This window comes from Mycolicibacterium sediminis, from assembly GCF_010731735.1.
Classification (GTDB): Bacteria; Actinomycetota; Actinomycetes; order Mycobacteriales; family Mycobacteriaceae; genus Mycobacterium; species Mycobacterium sediminis.
In genome coordinates this window covers 1,665,369-1,679,040 of sequence record NZ_AP022588.1, presented here as the reverse complement: position 1 = coordinate 1,679,040, position 13,672 = coordinate 1,665,369, and the positions used below count along the sequence as shown (strand labels likewise).

The 13,672-nt window shown below is 69.2% G+C and carries 13 protein-coding genes; 5 read left to right on the top strand and 8 right to left on the bottom strand.

The window, feature by feature from the left end; translation table 11 throughout:
• Nucleotides 1-2: 2 nt before the first annotated feature.
• The gene (locus G6N64_RS08040; RefSeq protein WP_163796415.1) at nucleotides 3-1,001 is read right to left on the bottom strand and encodes an AAA family ATPase; all 999 of its coding nucleotides are present in this window, start codon (nucleotides 999-1,001) and stop codon (nucleotides 3-5) included.
• 227 nt (nucleotides 1,002-1,228) lie between these two features.
• On the opposite strand from G6N64_RS08040, the gene G6N64_RS29900 reads away from it, so the two are divergent.
• Complete coding sequence (locus G6N64_RS29900) at nucleotides 1,229-1,390, top strand: hypothetical protein (RefSeq protein ID WP_174266775.1); 162 nt, start codon at nucleotides 1,229-1,231, stop codon at nucleotides 1,388-1,390.
• A gap of 16 nt (nucleotides 1,391-1,406) precedes the next feature.
• On the opposite strand, the gene G6N64_RS08035 is transcribed toward G6N64_RS29900, so the two are convergent.
• Both G6N64_RS08035 and G6N64_RS08030 read right to left on the bottom strand, forming a co-directional pair.
• The gene (locus G6N64_RS08035; protein WP_163796414.1) at nucleotides 1,407-1,892 is read right to left on the bottom strand and encodes a flavin reductase family protein; all 486 of its coding nucleotides are present in this window, start codon (nucleotides 1,890-1,892) and stop codon (nucleotides 1,407-1,409) included.
• Between the two features lie 161 nt (nucleotides 1,893-2,053).
• Complete coding sequence (locus G6N64_RS08030; RefSeq protein ID WP_163796413.1) at nucleotides 2,054-3,136, bottom strand: NAD(P)H-dependent amine dehydrogenase family protein; 1,083 nt, start codon at nucleotides 3,134-3,136, stop codon at nucleotides 2,054-2,056.
• Nucleotides 3,137-3,384: 248 nt separating this feature from the next.
• On the opposite strand from G6N64_RS08030, the gene G6N64_RS08025 reads away from it, so the two are divergent.
• Nucleotides 3,385-5,220: an acyl-CoA dehydrogenase gene (locus tag G6N64_RS08025; RefSeq protein ID WP_163796412.1), complete on the top strand. Its 1,836-nt coding sequence runs from the start codon at nucleotides 3,385-3,387 to the stop codon at nucleotides 5,218-5,220.
• A gap of 109 nt (nucleotides 5,221-5,329) precedes the next feature.
• On the opposite strand, the gene G6N64_RS08020 is transcribed toward G6N64_RS08025, so the two are convergent.
• Both G6N64_RS08020 and G6N64_RS08015 read right to left on the bottom strand, forming a co-directional pair.
• Nucleotides 5,330-6,127 (bottom strand): GNAT family N-acetyltransferase, encoded by a 798-nt coding sequence (locus G6N64_RS08020; RefSeq protein ID WP_163801520.1) that lies wholly within the window; start codon nucleotides 6,125-6,127, stop codon nucleotides 5,330-5,332.
• Between the two features lie 128 nt (nucleotides 6,128-6,255).
• Nucleotides 6,256-7,179 carry a TIGR03564 family F420-dependent LLM class oxidoreductase gene (locus G6N64_RS08015; RefSeq protein WP_163796411.1) on the bottom strand — a complete coding sequence of 308 codons (924 nt, stop codon included), beginning with the start codon at nucleotides 7,177-7,179 and terminating at the stop codon, nucleotides 6,256-6,258.
• Nucleotides 7,180-7,194: 15 nt separating this feature from the next.
• Here G6N64_RS08015 and G6N64_RS08010 point away from each other — a divergent pair, with 15 nt between their 5' ends.
• Nucleotides 7,195-8,340, top strand: a complete 1,146-nt coding sequence (locus tag G6N64_RS08010) for a TDT family transporter (protein ID WP_163796410.1) — start codon at nucleotides 7,195-7,197, stop codon at nucleotides 8,338-8,340.
• On the opposite strand, the gene G6N64_RS08005 is transcribed toward G6N64_RS08010, so the two are convergent.
• Both G6N64_RS08005 and G6N64_RS08000 read right to left on the bottom strand, forming a co-directional pair.
• Nucleotides 8,298-8,981 (bottom strand): alpha/beta hydrolase, encoded by a 684-nt coding sequence (locus tag G6N64_RS08005; protein WP_163796409.1) that lies wholly within the window; start codon nucleotides 8,979-8,981, stop codon nucleotides 8,298-8,300. The genes G6N64_RS08010 and G6N64_RS08005 overlap by 43 nt on opposite strands.
• A 283-nt stretch (nucleotides 8,982-9,264) precedes the next feature.
• Entirely contained in the window at nucleotides 9,265-10,566 is a 1,302-nt protein-coding gene (locus tag G6N64_RS08000) for an acetyl-CoA C-acetyltransferase (RefSeq protein WP_163796408.1), read from the bottom strand.
• 193 nt (nucleotides 10,567-10,759) lie between these two features.
• Here G6N64_RS08000 and G6N64_RS07995 point away from each other — a divergent pair, with 193 nt between their 5' ends.
• Nucleotides 10,760-12,124 (top strand): 3-oxoacyl-ACP reductase, encoded by a 1,365-nt coding sequence (locus G6N64_RS07995; protein ID WP_163796407.1) that lies wholly within the window; start codon nucleotides 10,760-10,762, stop codon nucleotides 12,122-12,124.
• 4 nt (nucleotides 12,125-12,128) lie between these two features.
• Nucleotides 12,129-12,974, top strand: a complete 846-nt coding sequence (locus tag G6N64_RS07990) for a MaoC/PaaZ C-terminal domain-containing protein (protein ID WP_163796406.1) — start codon at nucleotides 12,129-12,131, stop codon at nucleotides 12,972-12,974.
• Between the two features lie 82 nt (nucleotides 12,975-13,056).
• Here G6N64_RS07990 and G6N64_RS07985 read toward each other — a convergent pair whose 3' ends face one another.
• Nucleotides 13,057-13,668 (bottom strand): TetR/AcrR family transcriptional regulator, encoded by a 612-nt coding sequence (locus G6N64_RS07985; RefSeq protein ID WP_163796405.1) that lies wholly within the window; start codon nucleotides 13,666-13,668, stop codon nucleotides 13,057-13,059.
• Nucleotides 13,669-13,672 lie beyond the last annotated feature (4 nt).

The following is a 13,672-nucleotide window of genomic DNA, read 5'->3' as shown; positions in this document are numbered from 1 at the left end:
GTCTACGGCGTCGGAACGCGATGCAGGATGCCGTCGACGAGGAATTCGGGGGTGATGCCTTCGGCGGAAGCCTGGTACTTCAGCACGATCCGGTGCCGCAGCACGCGCGTCGCGACGGCCTTGACGTCATCGGGCACCGCATAGGGCCTGCCGTTGATCAAGGCGTGTGCACACGCCGCCCGGCACAGCGCGATCGTCGCACGGGGGCTGGCGCCGTACTGGATGAGATCGGCCAGCTTGGGATCGAGCACGTTGCGCGGCGTCCTCGTCGCAGCGGCGATGTAGGTCGTGTACTTGACGATCGACCGGTCGATGAACACGCGCTTGAAGACCGACTGCAGCCAGAGGATCCGGTTGAGGTCGACGGCCGCGCCATTGGAGGGCGCATCGATCACTCCGCTGGCCACCCGCGCGATCACCTCCTCCTCCTCGTCGATCGTCGGATAGGTCAGGACGTCCTTCAACATGAACCTGTCCATCTGCGCCTCGGAGAGCTGGTAGGTGCCCTCCTGGTCGATGGGATTCTGCGTCGCCAGGACGAGGAAGGGGTTGGGCAGCGCGTAGACGTTGCCGCCGATGGTGGTCTGGCGCTCCTCCATGGCCTCGAGCATCGCGCTCTGCGTCTTCGCCGACGAACGGTTGATCTCGTCGAGCAGGACGATGTTGGCGTGCACCGGCCCGAGGGACACCTTGAACTCGCCGGCCTTCTGATCCCAGATCTGCCCGCCGGTGATGTCACTCGGCAACAGGTCCGGCGTGCACTGGATGCGCTGGAACCGCGCGTCGAGGCTCTGGGCCAGGGTCTTGGCCGCGGTCGTCTTCGCCAGCCCGGGGACACTCTCCAGGAGCACGTGGCCGGAGGCGATCAGGCCGATGAGCAACGATTGCTGCAGTGTGTTCTGGCTGACGATCTTCGCGGCCAGTGCAGTCTTCACCTGACCGATCACCTCAGCGGCGCGCTGCATGTCCTCGTGCGAGAGCTGAGGCCCCGACAGCTGCATGAACTCTCCCCCGTCGTACCCACCCCGGACCGGGTGAGGCTAACACACGAGGGTTCCTGTCAAGACTTTCGAATGCCGTTAGCCAACAGAAGGTTTCGTTGCCGGCGGCGGGATCCTACCGCCCCGGTCGGGGGCGCGAGCGCACCAGTTCCTCGGCTCGGCCATGCGCGTCGAGACTTGGGCGTACGCTCGAAATGAGCAGCAGAAAAGCGTCGAAGGGCAGGCCCATGGCCGCAGGAGAAACGACCAGCGTCAACAACATCCGCACCGCGATCCGCGAACTCTCCGCACGGGCCGAACTGGCTCAAAAGGAGGGCCGGACGACCGACGCGGCAGAGATCGAACAGCGCATCCAGCACTACCGCGAGGAACTCGGCGCGCGCCCCTGATACGGGGACGTCTCGGTCAGGCGCCGAGGCGACGGAACGTGCTGCGGTGGAAGACGATGGGCGCGACGTCCTCGTGGACGGTGATGTCACTGACCCGGAGGACGACGATCGTGTGATCGCCCGCTGGGACCAGCTGTTCGATCGCGCTTTCGAGCCAGACGCTGGTGCCGTGGATGAAGACGGCGCCGCTGTCCCGTGACTCCGTCTCCAGTCCGGCGAACCGGTCGCCGGTCTTGGCGGCGAGGGTCTTGGCCGCAGCGTCGTGCGCCTCGCCGAGCACGCTGATGCCCAGGAACGGCACGTCCGCCAGCTTGGGCCACGTCGTCGAGGTGTTCTGCACGCAGAACGACACCAGCGGCGGGTCCAGCGACACCGGCACGAAGGTGCTGGCCGCGAGTCCCACCCGCACGCCGTCCACCTCGGCGGCGATGGCGATCACCCCGGTGGGGAAGTGCCCGAACGCCTCGCGCAGGGACGCCGGACTGATATCGGTACTGCTCATGGCCTCTTCATCTTCACACGTGCGCACGGGCGGCGGCCGCTGGTGTCCGCCAGCCTTCCATGATCCCCCCGCGCTGACGCTCCCGCCAGAGTCCGAATCTCGATGAACGCAAGGTCGATGGCCAACCGTTGACGTTCGCGCGCAACGACGTTGGCGGCGGGTCAGTCCGCCCAGCGGGTCGCTTCGACCTCGCTGGGCAGCGGCGCGTGCAGTGGCACGTCGAGGCCGTCGTAGATGCCCGGCTTCTGCGTGGACAGCCACTCGATGGCCCCGAGCAGGCGGTTTGCCGCCGTGGTGTTGCCGCCGTCGGCCCGGGTCCCGCCGGGAACGTCGCCGCGGGTGACGATCGTCAGCTGTGGATCGCCGTCGATGATCACCCGGTGGTCGCCGACTCCCTCGTCGGGCTGCGGCCAGTCCGGCGCGCATGCCGGGTCGATGCGCGTGACGTGCTCGACGATGACGCGCTGCTTGCCGCCGGCCCAGCCGATCACCTTGAGGAAGAAGGCACCCTGGGTGCCCTTCTCGAACCGTCCCATCACGGTGTCGACGTCGGCGTCGAGCGGTCGCCTCTCGACCTCCTCGGTGATCTCGTCGATCTCCAGGCCGAGGCCGCGCCCGATCAGTCGGATGTTGCCGCCCCACACCATCGTGGGGATGGACGGCAGGAGCATCATCGGCACCTCCGCCATCGCGCCGCCGAAGCCACACGACACCCGCACCGCGTACGGCTGGTCGTAGGTGGAGTAGTCGAAGATCTCCTGGCAGCGGATGGCGTGGATGCGGGTGCACAGCCCGGCCGCCAGCACGGCCAGGGCATCGTTGGCCCAGCCGGGGTCGACGCCGCTGACCAGCAGCGTGGCGCCACCTTCCTCGGCGGCGGCGGTCAGCCGGTCGACCCACTCCTGCGGCGCCGACGCCGGGTCGTAGAGCGAGTACAGCGACGGCGTCACCACGTGTTTGCCGGCCCGCAGGCAGCGTTCGATGTCGTTCAGGGCCTCGTCGGGACGGATGTCGCCGGACGCCATGTAGGCGACGGCGTCGCATCCTGCGAGGACGGCGTCCACGTCCAGGCTGACCGCCACGCCCGTCGGGCCGTCGACCTTCGCGAAGTCCGCGGCATCCCGGTCCGCCTTGTCGGGCGAGGAGGTGATGACGCCGGTCAGTCGGAGACCCGGGAACGCCGTCGCCGACCTGATGGCCGTGGCGCCCATGTTGCCCGTCCCCCACACCGCTACACGCCTCATCCGGCACACCCTAGTAGGCGTGCTGGTGGCACTCGTGGCAGACATCACATCTCCCCAAAAGCCCAGTTCACGGCTACCAACCAACCGTTTGGGCAGTCGTCGCCGACCACCCGGTTACTTAGCTGACGAAAATTTGCTCGCCATCGCTTTGCGCGGAGGTTACCGAGCGGTATAGTCGTAGGCAGTTACTGGTGGGTAACTTAGACGAAGTACCCAACCGACGTACCGAATCTCATCGAGGAGACAGCGTGAGCCACTACAAGAGCAACGTCCGTGACCAGGTATTCAACCTGTTCGAGGTCTTCGGCGTCGACAAGGCGCTCGGCCAGGGCAAGTACGCCGACCTGGACCAGGACTCGACGCTCGACATGCTGGCCGAGATCGCCCGGCTGTCCGAGGGCCCCATCGCCGACTCGTTCGCCGAGGGCGACCGCAATCCCCCGGTCTTCGATCCCGACGCCCACACCGTCACGCTGCCCGCGGCCTTCAAGAAGTCCGTCCGCGCCATCACCGACGGCGGCTGGGACAAGATCGGCCTCGACGAGGAACTCGGCGGCATGCCGATGCCCCGCGCCGTGCAGTGGGCCCTGATGGAGCACGTGCTCGGCGCCAACCCCGCCGTCTACATGTACTCGATGGGTGCCGGCTTCGCGCAGATCATGTACAACCTCGGCACCGAGGAGCAGAAGAAGTGGGCGGTGCTGGCCTCCGAGCGCGGCTGGACCTCCACCATGGTTCTCACCGAGCCCGACGCCGGCTCTGACGTGGGCGCCGGTCGCACCAAGGCGATCGAGCAGGCCGACGGCACCTGGCACATCGAGGGCGTGAAGCGCTTCATCACCTCCGGTGACGCCGACGACCTCGGTGAGAACATCCTGCACCTGGTGCTGGCCCGCCCCGAGGGCGCCGGACCCGGCACCAAGGGCCTCTCGCTGTTCTTCGTGCCGAAGTTCCACTTCGACCCCGAGACCGGTGAGCCCGGCGAGCGCAACGGCGCCTTCGTCACCAACGTCGAGCACAAGATGGGCCTCAAGGTCTCCGCGACCTGTGAGCTGTCGCTCGGCCAGCACGACGTCCCGGCCGTCGGCTGGCTCGTCGGCGAGGTGCACGAGGGCATCGCGCAGATGTTCGAGGTCATCGAGCAGGCCCGCATGATGGTCGGCACGAAGGCGATCGCCACGCTGTCGACCGGCTACCTGAACGCACTCGAGTACGCCAAGTCGCGCGTCCAGGGCTCCGACATGACCCAGATGACCGACAAGACCGCACCCCGGGTCAGCATCACCCACCACCCGGACGTCCGTCGGTCGCTGATGACTCAGAAGACCTACGCCGAGGGACTGCGCGCGCTGTACCTGTACACCGCCACGTTCCAGGACGCCGAGGTCGCGCAGGCCGTGCACGGTGTCGAGCAGGACCTGGCCACCAAGGTCAACGACCTGCTGCTCCCGATCGTCAAGGGCGTCGGTTCCGAGCAGGCGTACGCCAAGCTGACCGAGTCGCTGCAGACGTTCGGCGGGTCCGGCTTCCTGCAGGACTACCCGATCGAGCAGTACATCCGCGACGCGAAGATCGACTCGCTCTACGAGGGCACCACCGCCATCCAGGCGCAGGACTTCTTCTTCCGCAAGATCGTGCGGGACAAGGGCGTCGCGCTCGGCTACGTGGCCACCCAGATCGAGTCGTTCATCAAGAACGAGTCCGGCAACGGCCGCCTCAAGGCCGAGCGTGAGTTGCTCGCCACGGCGCTGGCCGACGTGCAGGGCATGGCCGCCACGCTCACCGGCTACCTGATGGACGCACAGACCAACCCGAGCAGCCTGTACAAGGTCGGCCTCGGCTCGGTTCGCTTCCTGATGAGCGTCGGCGACCTGGTGCTCGCGTGGCTGCTGCAGGAGCAGGCCGCCGTCGCGATCTCCGCGCTCGACGCCGGTACCTCCGGTGACGACCGCGCCTTCTACGAGGGCAAGATCGCCGGTGCGTCGTTCTTCGCGAAGAACTTCCTGCCGCTGCTCACCAGCACCAGGACCGTCGTCGAGAACATCGACAACGAGGTCATGGAGCTGGACGAAGCGGCCTTCTAAGACCGCTACCGCTCAGGGCCCCCGCTTCGGCGGGGGCCCTTTGCGTTGGGTCTGGGCCTTGCGTACGGGAAACGGGGTTCTTGCGTACACAGCCCCCATACTCGGCGGGCTACCGGGTGAGGACCGCGCGGGTGTACAGCAGGTGAAAGCCGCTGCGCTGCACGTTCTTCTGCGACGTCGACCCAGGGGCGGTGGTGACGACGGCGACGTCGCATCCCGCGTCCGCGGCGTCCCGCAGCCGGGCGGCCAACAGCGCGGACTGCACGCCCCTGCGGCGATGCCGCGGTGCGGTCGCGGCGCCCGTGAGCTGGGCGATGCCCTCGGCCATCCGCATGCTCCCGCCGCCCGCGACCTCCCCGTCGCGCAGCGCCACGTAGGGGGCGGCGCCCGCCGCGACGACGTCCCGCATCGCTCGGTCGACGACGTCCCGGGGGAAGTCCTCGTGGCTGGGCACGCCCTCGCCGTCGGGATGCGCGAAGCCGTCGACGACGACGTCCACCCATGCGCCGACTTCGGCTTCGTCGGCGGGGCGGACCTCGACATCGGGAGCCGACCCGTCGGCGGGCAGCTCCCGGCCCAGCACGTTCTCGAAGCCGGCCAGCCGGTAACCCCGATCGGCGAGCAGCGCCACCACCGCGGGGTTGGCGAGGGACGACAACTCGACCGAGACCGGGCCGTGCGCCAGCAGCCGGCGTTCGACGTCGTCCCAGTCGTCGGGCACGCCGCCGAACCCGAGGCCGACGACCTTGTTCATGGGTGACCCGTCCTCGGCGAAGCACCCGTAGCCGCCCGCGACGGGTAGCGCGAGGCCCGCGGCGCCACGGCGGCGGGCACCCAAGGTGGCCGCGGAGATCAGGCCGGCCTCGGCCGCCTCGATGCGGGCCGCGAGCGCCGTGCCACAGAACAGGTCGGTCACGCGGAGATTGTGCACGAGCGCGGGGCCGACGGTCGAGTGGTTTCTCCGCCGACGACCGTGAACGGGACGACGCCCGACGGCCCTACGGCGTCGCGAGGTTCACGCTCGGCGGCCGAGGGCTACGCGTAGGCCCGCAGCAGCGCCCGGGTGCGGGCACGGCCTTCGGGCGACCGGTCGAACGTCGCGGCGACGTACTCGTCGACCCCCGCGGCGCCCAGCTCGTCGAGCCTGCCCCGCACCGTGTCCTCGTCGCCGATGATCGCGGCGTCCTCGGGTCCGGCGAAGCCCTCGCGGTCGAGCATCGCGCGGTAGGAGGGCAGTTGGCCGTACATCGCGAACTGTTCGGCGGCCTGCCTGCGTGCGCCGTCGACGTCGTCGGTGACGCTGATCGGCAACGCGGCGACCACCCGCACGTCGCCCTCGGCCCGGCCCGCGTCGGCCGCCGCCTGCCGCAGCGTCGGTCCGACGTGCCCGGACAGCGTCGCCGGTCCGGTCATCCACGTGCAGGTGCCGGACGTGCGGCGGCCCGCGAGCTTGAGCAGCTGCGGCCCGAGCGCGGCGACGTAGACGTCGGGCGCCGACGCACCGGGGATCATCAACGCGCCGCGCGTCGTCAGGATCTCCCCCGACGCGGCGGCGGGCTCCCCGGCGAGCAGCGGCAGCAGCCCGTCGAGGAACTCGTTGAGCCTGCGCACCGGCCGGTTCCACGGGATTCCCCACATCCCCTCGGTGACGGCCTGGTGCGTCATCCCGAGGCCGAGGGTGAACCGGCCGCCGGAGGCCAGGCTGACGGTGAGCGCGCGCTGCGCCATCTGCATCGGATGCTGGTTCTGGATCGGCACGACGCCGCTGGCGACCTCGATGGTGTCGACCTCGCGCAGCGCCACCGCCAGGATCGTCAAAAGATCCGGCTCGTAGGGCAATTGGCTCATCCACACCCGTGCGAAGCCTTCGTCGCGCAGCATGGCGAGATTCGCGATGGTGACGTCGATCGGCGACTCGCCGCCCGCATCCTGGAGCTGTCCGAACATACTGATCTGCATGACTGGTATCGAACCATGACGGCCGACCTGACCCGGCTGGGGAACTTCGGCCCCAACTGGTTCGCCTCGGTCATGGGGACCGGCATCGTCGCGACGGCGGGTACGACGCTGCCCGTGCACGTGCCGGGGCTGCACGTCTTCTCGCGCGGGGTGTGGGTGGTCGCGGCCGTCCTGCTGGTGGTGCTGATCGTCGCGGTGTCGGCGCAGTGGTTCCGCCATCCGACCGTCGCGCGCGGGCACGCGCACAACCCGCAGATGGCCCACTTCTACGGCGCGGCACCGATGGCGTTCATGACCGTCGGGGCAGGCGCGCTGCTGGTCGGCCGGGACATCGTGGGCGAGCGGGTCGCGGTGGACCTCGCGTGGGTGCTGTGGACGACGGGCACGCTCGGCGGCCTGTTCACCGCCATCTCGATCCCCTACCTCATGTTCACCCAGCTCAACGTCGGACCCGACGCGGCGTTCGGCGGCTGGCTGATGCCCGTGGTCCCACCGATGGTGTCCGCCGCGACCGGCGCGCTGCTGATCCCGCACATGGCGCCCGGCACGGGCCGCGAGACGATGCTCTACGGCTGCTACGCGATGTTCGGCCTCTCTCTGATCGCGGGACTGATCATCATCTCGATGATCTGGAGCCGGCTGGCCCACTACGGCACGTCCGGCACGGCGCGGGTGCCGACGCTGTGGATCGTGCTCGGTCCGCTGGGACAGGGGATCACCGCGGCGGGCCTGCTGGGGACGCAGGCCGCGCTGGCGGTGCCGGCGGAACTGGCGTCCGGCATGGCGATCTTCTCGATTTTGTTCGGCGTCCCGGTGTGGGGCTTCGCCGTCCTGTGGATCGCGCTGGCCACGTCCCTGACCGTGCGGACGATGCGGCGCGGCATGCCGTTCGCGCTGACGTGGTGGAGCCTGACATTCCCGGTCGGGACATTCGTCACCGGCACCACGCAGCTCGCCGTGCACACCGGGCTGCCCGCGTTCCACGTCGCCGCCGCGGTCGCCTACGCGTGTCTGCTGTGCACGTGGGCGCTGGTGACGGTTCAGACGACGCGCGGCAGCCTGGGCGGCACGCTGTTCCAGCCGCCGGCCTCGTCGGGGCCGATCACGGCGAAGAAGGATCAGCCGGCGGGGAGTACGGGGCCGGCCGCGACGAGCAGCTGATCGACGAGTTCGACCGGGTGCGACAGCATCGCCGTGTGCCCGCCGGGGGCGACCAGCGGTTCGATGCCGAGCCGGTCGGCCACCATCGCCCTCGTGAACGGCTCGGGGAAGAGACGGTCGTCGCGCAGCAGGACGAAGGACGTGGGTAGGTCGGGTAGCCCCGGTCCCGGCCACGGCTCCCGGGACGGCGTCTCGGATTGGACGCGTTCGACCTCCTCGGCCACGATCGCCGGATCGACACCGTCGTAGAACACCGCGTCCATGTCGTCCGGGTCCCACCCACCCCGATCCGCGGCGGCGCGCTGCGCCTCGGCGCACCCGGTGGCGGACCACCAGTCGTCCGGGCGTTCGCCGGGCCGCGGGACCATCGCCGAGACGTAGACCACCGCTGCCGCGTCGACCAGCGGACAGGCCAGAGGCGCGGTGAATCCACCGAAGGAGTGCGCGACGACGATCGGTCGGTCGCCACCGGTGTGCCGGGCGGCCACCGCGTCGGCGTAGGCGGCCAGATCGGCGGAATCGTCCTCGCAGGGCAGGTCGACCGCGATGCCGCGATGCCCGCGTCGTGCCAGTTCTGCCACCACGAAGCGCCAGTAGGACGGATCGGAACCGCCGCCGGGGATCAGCAGGAACGTCGCCATGGGGTCACGCTACGACGGGCCGCGCGGCGCCGGAACGAGCCCGGAAAAGAAGAGTGCCCCGTGTTGCCGTCGGGTCGGGGGGTCAGACGGCAACACGGAGCTATCCAGTACATCGGCCCGTCCTCGCGCGGCGTTACAGCTCGTGGAAAAGAACTTTCGCGATGTTTCCCGCCGTCGAGATCTGCGGGAGCGTCGTTCCACCGGCACGCGAAACGACCCTGGTGCAGATCTCGCGCTGACGTCCGCGAGACCCACACCAGGGTCGTGATCGGTGCAGCGAGGCTCAGGCCTCCAGGATGGCCGTGACGCCCTGGCCACCCGCAGCGCAGACGGAGATCAGACCGCGCACGGGCTTGCCGGTCTCCTTCTTCTTCTCGGCGAGCTGCTTTGCCAGCTGGGCCACGATGCGTCCGCCGGTCGCGGCGAAGGGATGGCCGGCGGCGAGCGAGGAACCGTTGACGTTGAGCTTGGACCGGTCGATCGAGCCCAGCGCACCGTCGAGACCCAGGCGGTCCTTGCAGTACTCGTCGGACTCCCAGGCGGCCAGCGTCGCGAGGACCACCGATGCGAACGCCTCGTGGATCTCGTAGAAGTCGAAGTCCTGCAGCGTCAGCCCGTTGCGGCTCAGGAGTCGCGGCACCGCGTAGGTGGGAGCCATGAGCAGTCCATCGGGACCGTTGACGTAGTCGACCGCGGCCGTCTCGCCGTCCACGAAGTAGGCCAGCACCGGCAGGTTGCGCTCGGCCGCCCATTCCTCGGTGGCCAGCAGCGACACCGACGCACCGTCGGTCAGCGGCGTCGAGTTGCCCGCGGTCATCGTGGCGTCGCCGTACTTCACCCCGAAGACGGGCTTGAGCTTGGCGAGCTTCTCGGCCGACGAATCGGCGCGCAGGTTGTTGTCGCGGTAGAGCCCCAGGAACGGCGTCACCAGGTCGTCGAAGAAACCGCGGTCGTAGGCGGCAGCCATGTTGCGGTGGCTGGCGGCGGCCAGTTCGTCCTGGTCGACGCGCTTGACGCCCATTTCCTTGGCCGTGATGGCGGCGTGCTCACCCATGGAGAGACCGGTGCGAGGTTCGCCGTTGGTGGGGATCTCGACGCCGATCGCGGCGGGCAGCTTGCCGACCAGCTTCAGCCGGTCGACGTTCGACTTCGCCCGGCGCAGGCCGAGCAGGACGCGGCGCAGGTCGTCGCCGAACGCGATCGGGGCGTCCGACGTGGTGTCGACGCCGCCGGCGGCCGCCGAGTCGTACTGGCCGAGTGCGATGGCGTTCGCGACGGCGATGGTCGACTGCAGACCGGTGCCGCACGCCTGCTGCAGGTCGTAGGCCGGCGTGTGCGGGTTGAGCGCCGAGCCCAGCACGCACTCGCGCATCAGGTTGAAGTCGCGGCTGTGCTTGAGCACCGCGCCGCCGACGACGGCTCCGAGACGCTCACCGGAGAGCTGGAAACGGTCGATGAGTCCGTCCAGTGCCGCGGTGAACATGTCCTGGTTGGAGGCGTTCGCATAGGCGCCGTCGGACCGGGCGAAGGGAATGCGGTTGCCGCCGAGGATGGCTACCCGGCGGGCGTTCTTGGTGTCGGCCACGTCTACCTCTTCTACGTCGTGTTCTGGCTGTGAATGGGCGTCGTTCGGATCCGTGCGGTGTTTGGCTCGGCGGTACCCGGGTCATCAGGGTGTCGGGGGTCATACTACCCACCGTTATTACTCTGGAGTAAGTTCGGTGGTCGACACCGACCATCATCCGCTCACGACACGTCCTTTCGAAAGGCTCAGCGAAGTGGCTAGCGACCTGTTCTCCCAAGTGGTCAACTCCGGCCCCGGATCCTTCCTCGCCAAGCAGCTCGGCGTGCCCCAGCCGGAGGAGCTGCGTCGCTACCGCGCCGGCGAACCACCGCTGCCCGGCTCGCTGCTGATCGGCGGCGAGGGCCGCGTCGCCGAGCCCCTGCGCGCGGCACTCGCCGAGGACTACGACCTGGTCGGCAACAACGCGGGCGGCCGCTGGGCCGACACGTTCGGCGGCCTGGTCTTCGACGCGACCGGGATCACCACGCCCGAGGGCCTGAAGGCTCTGCACGACTTCTTCACGCCGGTGCTGCGCAACCTCGCCGCCAGCGGCCGCGTCGTCGTGATCGGCACGACCCCCGACCAGACCACCGGCGTCGACGAGCGCATCGCCCAGCGCGCGCTCGAGGGGTTCACCCGCTCCCTGGGCAAGGAGCTGCAGCGCGGCGCGACCATCGGCCTGGTGTACCTCGCGGCCGACGCCAAGCCCGCCGCGACCGGACTGGAGTCGACGCTGCGCTTCCTGCTCTCCGGCAAGTCCGCCTACGTCGACGGTCAGGTCTTCTACGTCGGCGCAGACGACGCGACCCCGCCCGCCGACTGGGACAAGCCGCTCGACGGCAAGGTCGCGCTGGTGACCGGCGCCGCGCGTGGCATCGGCGCCGAGATCGCCAAGGTGTTCGCCCGCGACGGCGCCCACGTCGTCGCCATCGACGTCGAGCAGGCCGCCGAGGCGCTGGCCGAGACGGCGACCAAGGTCGGCGGCACCGCGCTGACCCTCGACGTGACGGCGGCCGACGCCGTCGACCGCATCACCGAGCACCTGCGCGAGCACTACTCCGACGTCAACGGCGGCAAGGCCGACGTGTTGGTCAACAACGCGGGCATCACCCGCGACAAGCTGCTCGCCAACATGGACGACGCCCGCTGGGACTCCGTTGTCGCGGTGAATCTGCTTGCCCCGCAACGCCTCGCCGAGGGACTGGTGGAGAACGGCACGATCGGATCCGGCGGACGCGTCGTCGGGCTGTCGTCCATGGCCGGCATCGCGGGCAACCGCGGCCAGACCAACTACGCGGCCACAAAGGCCGGCATGATCGGTCTGACCCAGGCGCTGGCACCGGTGTTCGGCGAGAAGGGCGTCACCATCAACGCCGTCGCACCGGGCTTCATCGAGACCAAGATGACCGAGGCCATCCCGCTCGCGACCCGCGAGGTGGGCCGTCGACTCAACTCGCTGTTCCAGGGCGGCCAGCCCGTCGACGTGGCCGAGGCCATCGCCTACTTCGCGAGCCCGGCGTCGAATGCCGTCACCGGCAACACCATTCGCGTGTGCGGCCAGGCCCTGATCGGCGCGTGACGACATGACCGAACAGCCCAGCGGACTGCTCAACATGGTGCGGGCGGCGGCGGGAGCACTGCCGTTCGTCCCGCGGGGGAGCGCGCTTCCCGATCGCACCGTACGCCTCGAGGGACTCGCGATCGACCAGGCCAACGTCGCGGCCTACGCCCAGGTGACCGGGCTGCGGTTCGACGACTCCGTGCCGCTGACGTACCCCTTCGCGCTCACCTTCCCGTCGGTGATGTCGCTGGTGAGCGGGTTCGACTTCCCTTTCGCCGCAATGGGTTCGGTGCACGTGGAGAACACGATCACGCAGTACCGGCCGATCGGCGTGACCGACGTCGTGGACGTCGACGTGCACGCCGAGAACCTGCGCGAGCACCGCAAGGGGCTGCTGGTCGACATCATCACCGACGTCCGGATCGGCAACGACGTCGCCTGGCACCAGGTCACAACGTTCCTACACCAGCAGCGCACCAGCCTCTCCGACGAGCCTCGCGCCGAGCCGAAGAAGCAGCCGAAGCTGCCACCGCCCAACGCGGTGCTGTCCTTCAGCCCAGGCCAGATCCGGCACTACGCCTCGGTGGGCGGCGACCACAACCCGATCCACACCAGTTCGATCGGCGCGAAGCTGTTCGGCTTCCCCACCTCGATCGCGCACGGGATGTTCACCGCCGCAGCCGTACTCGGCAACGTCGAGGGCCAGCTGCCGGACGCGGTGACCTACACGGTGAAGTTCGGCAAGCCCGTCCTGTTGCCCGCCAAGGCCGGCCTCTGGGTCGACCGGACCGGTGACGGGTGGACGCTCGCGCTGCGCCACCTCTCGAAGGGCTACCCCCACCTGACGGCGACGGTCACGCCGCTGTAGTCGGCCCGCCTCGCCGAAACTGCGGTGAGGTCGCGATCTCGCGCGAAATTGCGATCTCCCAGCAGTTTCGGCGGTGCGATGCTCAGGGGAGGGCGTGCGCGTCCGACGGCCGGCCCTTGAGACCGCGCCAGAACAGGTTGATCATCAGCTCGGCGGCGTCGTGCACGTCGGTGTCCCCGGTGCTGACCCGGTTGGCGACGGCCTCGCCGGCGCCCACGAGGGCGACGGCCATCATGTCGAAGTCGGTGTCCGGCTCGGGGTTTCGCGTGCCCGACAGCAGCAGCCTGCCGACGAGGTCGATGATGCGCTCACGACCCTCGCGCACGGTGTGGGCGAACGCCTGCGAGCTGGTGGCCTGGGTGTACAGCACGATCCACGACGCCCGGTTCTCGTCGATGTAGCTCAGGAACGACACCACTGCCGTGCGCAGCAGTTCCCGTGCGGGCTGGGTGAAGTCGATGTCGCCGCGCACCGTCTCGACGAAGCGGGCCACCTCGCGGTCGAGGCACGCGCCGAACAGTTCCTCCTTGGAACCGTAGTACAGGTACAGCATCGGCTTGGAGATCTCCGCCTGCGCGGCGATCGCGTCCATCGACGTCTCGTGGTACCCGTTCACCGAGAACATCTGCACCGCAGCGTCGAGCATCTGCTGCTCGCGTACCGCGCGCGGCAATCGCTTCGTTCCACCTGCCATGTGA

Excerpts from the sequence above, each read along its gene's own strand:
- G6N64_RS08030 (WP_163796413.1), bottom strand. The coding sequence starts at position 3,136 with ATGAGGCGTGTAGCGGTGTGGGGGACGGGCAACATGGGCGCCACGGCC.
- G6N64_RS07990 (WP_163796406.1), top strand. The coding sequence starts at position 12,129 with ATGACCGAACAGCCCAGCGGACTGCTCAACATGGTGCGGGCGGCGGCG.
- G6N64_RS08040 (WP_163796415.1), bottom strand. The coding sequence starts at position 1,001 with ATGCAGCTGTCGGGGCCTCAGCTCTCGCACGAGGACATGCAGCGCGCC.
- G6N64_RS07985 (WP_163796405.1), bottom strand. The coding sequence starts at position 13,668 with ATGGCAGGTGGAACGAAGCGATTGCCGCGCGCGGTACGCGAGCAGCAG.
- G6N64_RS08010 (WP_163796410.1), top strand. The coding sequence starts at position 7,195 with ATGACGGCCGACCTGACCCGGCTGGGGAACTTCGGCCCCAACTGGTTC.
- G6N64_RS29900 (WP_174266775.1), top strand. The coding sequence starts at position 1,229 with ATGGCCGCAGGAGAAACGACCAGCGTCAACAACATCCGCACCGCGATC.
- G6N64_RS08015 (WP_163796411.1), bottom strand. The coding sequence starts at position 7,179 with ATGCAGATCAGTATGTTCGGACAGCTCCAGGATGCGGGCGGCGAGTCG.
- G6N64_RS08035 (WP_163796414.1), bottom strand. The coding sequence starts at position 1,892 with ATGAGCAGTACCGATATCAGTCCGGCGTCCCTGCGCGAGGCGTTCGGG.
- G6N64_RS08005 (WP_163796409.1), bottom strand. The coding sequence starts at position 8,981 with ATGGCGACGTTCCTGCTGATCCCCGGCGGCGGTTCCGATCCGTCCTAC.